This window comes from Dyella sp., assembly GCF_035277725.1.
In the GTDB taxonomy this organism is placed as follows: domain Bacteria; phylum Pseudomonadota; class Gammaproteobacteria; order Xanthomonadales; family Rhodanobacteraceae; genus Dyella_B.
This window is the reverse complement of record NZ_DATEJY010000185.1, coordinates 1-5,490: the sequence shown is the minus strand read 5'-3', so window position 1 is coordinate 5,490 and position 5,490 is coordinate 1. Positions and strand designations below refer to the sequence as shown.

At 60.2% G+C, this 5,490-nt stretch carries 5 protein-coding genes; 2 read left to right on the top strand and 3 right to left on the bottom strand.

Annotation, left to right across the window (positions count from 1 at the left end; translation table 11 throughout):
• Positions 1-1,042, top strand: a 1,042-nt coding sequence (gene feoB, locus VJR68_RS15975; protein ID WP_324149307.1) for a ferrous iron transporter B, incomplete at its 5' end; no start/stop codon positions are given.
• Positions 1,039-1,341, top strand: coding sequence for a DUF6587 family protein (locus VJR68_RS15970; protein WP_324149305.1), 303 nt, complete (start codon positions 1,039-1,041; stop codon positions 1,339-1,341). The genes feoB and VJR68_RS15970, both read left to right, overlap by 4 nt.
• Positions 1,342-1,551: 210 nt before the next feature.
• On the opposite strand, the gene VJR68_RS15965 is transcribed toward VJR68_RS15970, so the two are convergent.
• The 3 genes from VJR68_RS15965 to VJR68_RS15955 all read right to left on the bottom strand — a co-directional run.
• Positions 1,552-2,556: a phospholipase D-like domain-containing protein gene (locus VJR68_RS15965; protein ID WP_324149303.1), complete on the bottom strand. Its 1,005-nt coding sequence runs from the start codon at positions 2,554-2,556 to the stop codon at positions 1,552-1,554.
• Positions 2,557-2,858: 302 nt separating this feature from the next.
• Positions 2,859-4,298 carry a J domain-containing protein gene (locus tag VJR68_RS15960; protein WP_324149301.1) on the bottom strand — a complete coding sequence of 480 codons (1,440 nt, stop codon included), beginning with the start codon at positions 4,296-4,298 and terminating at the stop codon, positions 2,859-2,861.
• Positions 4,295-5,490 (bottom strand): Hsp70 family protein (locus VJR68_RS15955; protein ID WP_324149298.1); only part of this gene is annotated, 1,196 nt, incomplete at its 5' end. The genes VJR68_RS15960 and VJR68_RS15955, both read right to left, overlap by 4 nt.

The window sequence follows — 5,490 nt, the reverse complement described above, 5'->3', positions numbered from 1 at the left end:
TCCGATCCACGATCTGGTGGTAAGCGGCATCTTCGGTGGCCTGGGCACGGTGCTTGGCTTTTTGCCGGTGATTCTGGTGCTGTTCTTCTTCATTCTTATGCTGGAGGAGTCGGGTTATCTGCCGCGTGCAGCATTCCTGCTTGATCGCCTGATGGTGTCCGTGGGGCTGACCGGCCGCTCGTTCATTCCGTTGCTGTCGAGCTTTGCCTGCGCCATTCCCGGCATCATGGGGACACGCAGCATCACCGATCCGCGCGATCGCCTCGCCACCATTCTGGTCGCTCCGCTGATGACGTGCTCCGCGCGACTGCCGGTGTACGCGCTGCTGATTGGTGCGTTCATTCCCGCACGTCGTGTGTTCGGCTTCTTCAACCTGCAGGGTGTGGTGTTGTTCGCCTTGTACGTGGCCGGTATTGTCGGCGCCATGACGGTGAGTTGGGTGATCAAGCGCATTCGCCGTGACAAGAGCGAACATGCCTTGTTGATGGAGCTGCCGTCGTATCGCTTGCCCAGGGTGCGTGACGTCGCGCTTGGTCTGTATGAGCGCGGCACCATCTTCCTCAAGCGCCTTACCGGCGTGATCCTGGCGCTGACCGTGCTGATGTGGTTCATCTCCACGTTTCCGGCGCCGCCCGAAGGCGCCACGGGTCCCGCCATCAATTACAGCTTTGCCGGTTATCTGGGCCGCTTCCTGCAACACATCTTCTCGCCGCTGGGTTTCAACTGGCAGATCAGCCTGGCGTTGATTCCTGCGTTTGCTGCGCGCGAAACGGCCGTGGCGACGCTGGCTACGGTCTACGCCGTCAGCGGCGATGCGCAGAACGGTGGCTTGGCACACGCGCTTACCGGCAACTTCCCGCTGGCAACGGCGTTGTCGCTGCTGGTGTGGTTTGCCTTTGCACCGCAATGCATGTCCACGCTGGCCGTGATCCGCCGTGAAACGCAGTCCTGGCGCAACGTGGCGATTTCCTTCGGCTATATGTTTGTTGTGGCGTACCTGGCGTCGTTTATCACCTATCAGGTCGCGGGGTTGTTCTCGTGAGTACGGGGTTGCTGATTCAATACGTGGTGATCGCGCTGGTGGTGCTGGCGAGCGCGCTGTATGCGTTCCGCAAGCTGGCGCCGCAACTGACCAACCGCTGGCTGGCGTCTGCGTCGATCCATTTCAGCCAGCCCGGGCATGCAGCCTGGATGCGCTCATTCGCACGGCGTCTGCAACCGAAGCAGGCGACGGGCAATTGCAGCGATGGCTGCAGTACCTGTGGCGCGTGTGGACCGAAGCCGCCGGCTGCTGCGCGCGGCGATGCCGTACCGCTGGAATTCCGGCCGCGCCGTCATTGAGGGGCGATCGTAGGCTGGGGTGAAATCCCGGCTTCTTGGACTTTCCGATGCTGGGATTTCATCCCAGCCTACGCCTCTGCGCGCCTCAAGCCTGCTTCATCTTTGCATGATTAAACAGGCTACCCGCTCGTGTCACGGACGAGTGAATGGCTGCTTTCGCCGATGCACGGCAACCTCCCTCTGCATGACAGAGGGAGGCATTGCAGGTTTTTACCAGGGTGTACCGCCGGCATAATCATTGCTCAGCGTGCTTTCGAGCTGCGAGATGATGCTCGAGTTGGTCGTCGTCAAGCCAAGCTCGCGATTCTCAGTGAGCGAAGCATTGGAGAAGTTCTCCGAGCCCACGAACGCCACCTGGTTCGAGGTGCCGTAATCGGCCACGATCGCCTTGGCGTGGATATAGAACCCAGTGCTGGTATCGGGGTAAGTGCTGACGTTGCAGCCGGCGTTGGTCAGCGTGTCGAATTCGCTGGCGTAATCGTTGTTGTCGTTGACCATGGCGATGCTGACGCTCACGCCATTCGCGCAGGCGTTCGCCAATGCGTTGACGATGGCGCTGTCGCTCATCTCCTCGTTTTCGACCAGCAAGCTGGTCTGCGCGTTGTTGATGATGTTGAGGAGCGACGTTTGCGAATTGGTCGGGCTCCAAACCAGGTCGTCGCCGTCGGAAGGCGTCACGGTCGAATGCGTGAAGTCCTTGTTGAAGGTGGCTTCAATCGCGGCGATGTCGTTACTGTCGTTTTCAATCACCGCGAAGTCGCGGCTGGTGCTGTAGTAGCGGCTAGTGAGGTTGAGCGTCATGATCGCCGTCTGCGCGTTCGCTGTGGCGGCATCGATGGTGATCGTCTTCTGGTGGGTGGCGTGGTACTTGGTATAGGCCCACACTACGTTGACGCCGCAACTGTGGAGTTGGTTGTAAGCAGCGGTGTTGTTGCTCTTCTCCAGGTTTGTATCGAGGATCACGCGAACCTTGACACCACGTGCGGTGGCGTTGCACAGATCATTCTGCGCGGTGGTGTCTTGCAGCTCATACATGGTCATGTCGATGGTCGACTTTGCAGCGTTGATCAGGCTGTAGATCGAGGTGAGCCCCTGGTCAGGCTCGATCACCAAGGTCTGCGTGCCCTGCGCAAAAGCAGGCAGCGCGATGCCGAAGGCACAGGCAGCCGCGAGCGCGGCTTTGGCGAGGCTGGAACGTTTGCTACGGATGTTCATGACTTGATCCTTGTGTCGAGTGAGATGAGAACGCACTCCCTGCGCTGATCCGCGACCGCGCTCCCTACGCGGCGTTTTCGGCTGCCCGGCCATGCCGGTTTCCCCATGCAACAGTGCGTGCAGCACCACAGCCGAAGGCGCGCATCTCACCGGGCGTGGATGACAGGAATCTTTCGATGAGGTGGCAGATGGCGCGCGTGTTTAAGTGGCGTGCGCTTTCGTCACGGCTGAGTGAATCAGCGTGATATTGAGATCGATGGAAATGTCAGTTTGCGCACATATTTCGATGTGCGAGTGCAAGGTCAGCTTCGTGCAAGTTTGGGATGCAGGTAAGCGCGATGAAGCCACATGTCGATCCCCCACAACGCAAACCCGAGCAATGCCATGGCCATGGTGAGAAAATCGCTGTCATCCATCTTGTGCACCAGTGGTGCGCCAAGAATGAGGCTGAGAAAAATGATGACCGGTGCGAAGCGTCCAGTGCGCAGCAGTAATTCGCTTTTTGCCGGCGTGCGACGGCGGAATCGCCGCACCGCAAAAACAAAGCTCAGGGCGGCCAGCATGCCGCCGAAAGCGTGCGCCCAACCGGATGCCTGGATGGCCACGCTTGAAACGCAGAGCAAAGGCATGGCGAGCCTGCGAAACCACGGCCAACGCGCCGGTGTCGCTTCCGGTTTTCCTTGCCACTGATCAAACCACCAGCATCCTGCGATCAACAGCCATCCACCGAAAACCGTTGAGCCAAGAATGCTGGATGTGCGTATCGCCGCGTGCCAATCCGTGCCAGTGGTTTCGGATCCTCCGCCCATCGCGAAGATACCTATGACTGCGAAGATGACCGCCAACGTCCACACGCCGGCGCGCAGGGTATTGAGCGCGAAGCGTTCCCATGTCAATGACGTGCCCGCGATAGCGCCGCGAGACCAGAAGACAGCTTGTCGCCGATCGATCGCCGCAGGCATGTCCTCAACACGGCCGTTATGGGAAAGCGCCTGGATCAAACGCGCCAATCGGCGGCCACGCTGGGATTGCATGGCCGCAAAGGCCGTGCGCAGCCAATTGAACGGCCGTTGCACAAACGCAAGATCCTTGCGCAGTGACAGCACGTCGGGACGACTGTTGCGCACCAGGCCGATCCGCCGCGCTAGTTCATGGTGATGCTCGGGAAGCAATTCCCACAACGTTCTTTGCCGCACGCGCAGGGCTTGCAAGGCGGCAGGATTGACGCCTGAGAGCACGTGGTCCAGATCGAAGAAGCGCAGCAACGTTTCCATGTTATTGCCCGATATAGGTTGCGGCTGCTGAAACAATCGTTGCAGCACGATCTGCGCAGCCTGTTGCTTGACCTGGATGGACCAGAACTCGGGCCGCTTCTGTAACAGGTGAAAGAGCGCGCTCTCGTTTTCCGCTTCAACGGCAGCACGAATGACATCATTCGCCAGGTTGCCCAGATGGATGGCGGGAGCAGGGGCCGGCTTGGCAATACTGCTTTGTGGCGATGGAGGCGTGGGCGACGCGACGGTATCCGCATGATGCGGTTGCGTCACCGGCGGCGCACTGACGGGTGGCGGTGCGGACTTGCTGACATGCGCAAGCACCATCTTGTATGCCGTATGCAGCCGCTGAAACGCTTCCGGATCCTCGTCCGGGCGCGTCGTGCGCAACAAGCGTGCATACGCCCGTTTGACGCTGGCGGCATCCGCCTCCGACGTCAGCCCCAGCAGCGCAAACGCCCAGTTCAAAGCTGCGCCTCCAGCGAATCCAGCGCATCGCTGAAGTTCTTGCGATGCTCTTCGATCAGGCGCTCATCCTGCGCTTCCAGCACCTGCCGAAAATGGCCAATCCATTGCTGCAGCACCTGACGTGCGGCGAGATGCTCCTCAAACAAGCGCTCCGCGCGTGCGAGCAGAGCGATGTTTTCCTGCTTGGCGCGCGGATGGATTTTCAGTTCCGACAAGGCGGCCAGGCGTGCGCGGATTTCCTCGTCATTGAGCATGCCGGGGTTTTGCTGCAGCACCAGTTCATGGCGAATGCCGCTGGCTTTCGGCGTCGCTTCCACTTGCAATACGCCATTGATGTCGTAAGTGAAGCGCACGACCACTTCGTTGTCAGAAACCGGTAGCGTGGGGTTCAGTGCGATTTCCAGCTCGCCCAGCTTGATGTTGTTCTCCACCATCGGGTTTTCGCCCTGATAGATGTTCAGCGTAAGCTTGGCCTGTCGCTCGCTCATCGGCCAATAGCTGCTTTCGCGGCTGATCGGCACCACGCTGTTGCGCTGGATGATCGGCGAGAACAAGCCGTTCTGCACATGCCCTTGTGCATCGCGCTGGCCGATTTCCACGCCCAGCGTATACGGGCACACATCGGTGAGAATGATTTCTTCCAGCTTCGCATCGCGGCTTTTCAGGCCGGAGGCGACGCATGCGCCCAGTGCGATGGCTTCATCGGGATTGACGTGGCGCAATGGCAGCTTGCCGAACATGCGCGCGATCAGGCGCGACACCAATGGCATGCGACTGGCGCCACCTACCAGCACGATTTCATCGAGCTGGTCGGGACGCAGGCGCGCGTCGCGCAAAGCACGTTCCAGCGGCATGCGCATGCGCTGCATGAGCGGCTCGGCCAGGTTGAAGAAGCGGTCCTGGTCGATGCTCCACTTGATGTCGTGCTTGCCGACCTGGCATTCCACACTGACTTCCGGCTGCTGGCTCAGGCTGCGCTTGGCCAGTTCCAGGCGGCGGCGCAACAGGCCGCGTTCGATCGCGGAAAAATCGTCGGCGCGCAGTTTCAGATCAGCCAGACACGCCGCCTGCAGCGCATCGAGAAAATCCTCGCCGCCAAGGTAGTTGTCGCCGGCGCTGGCGTGCACTTCCACCACGCCTTCGAACATCTCCAGTACCGATACGTCGAAGGTGCCGCCGCCGAGATCGAAGA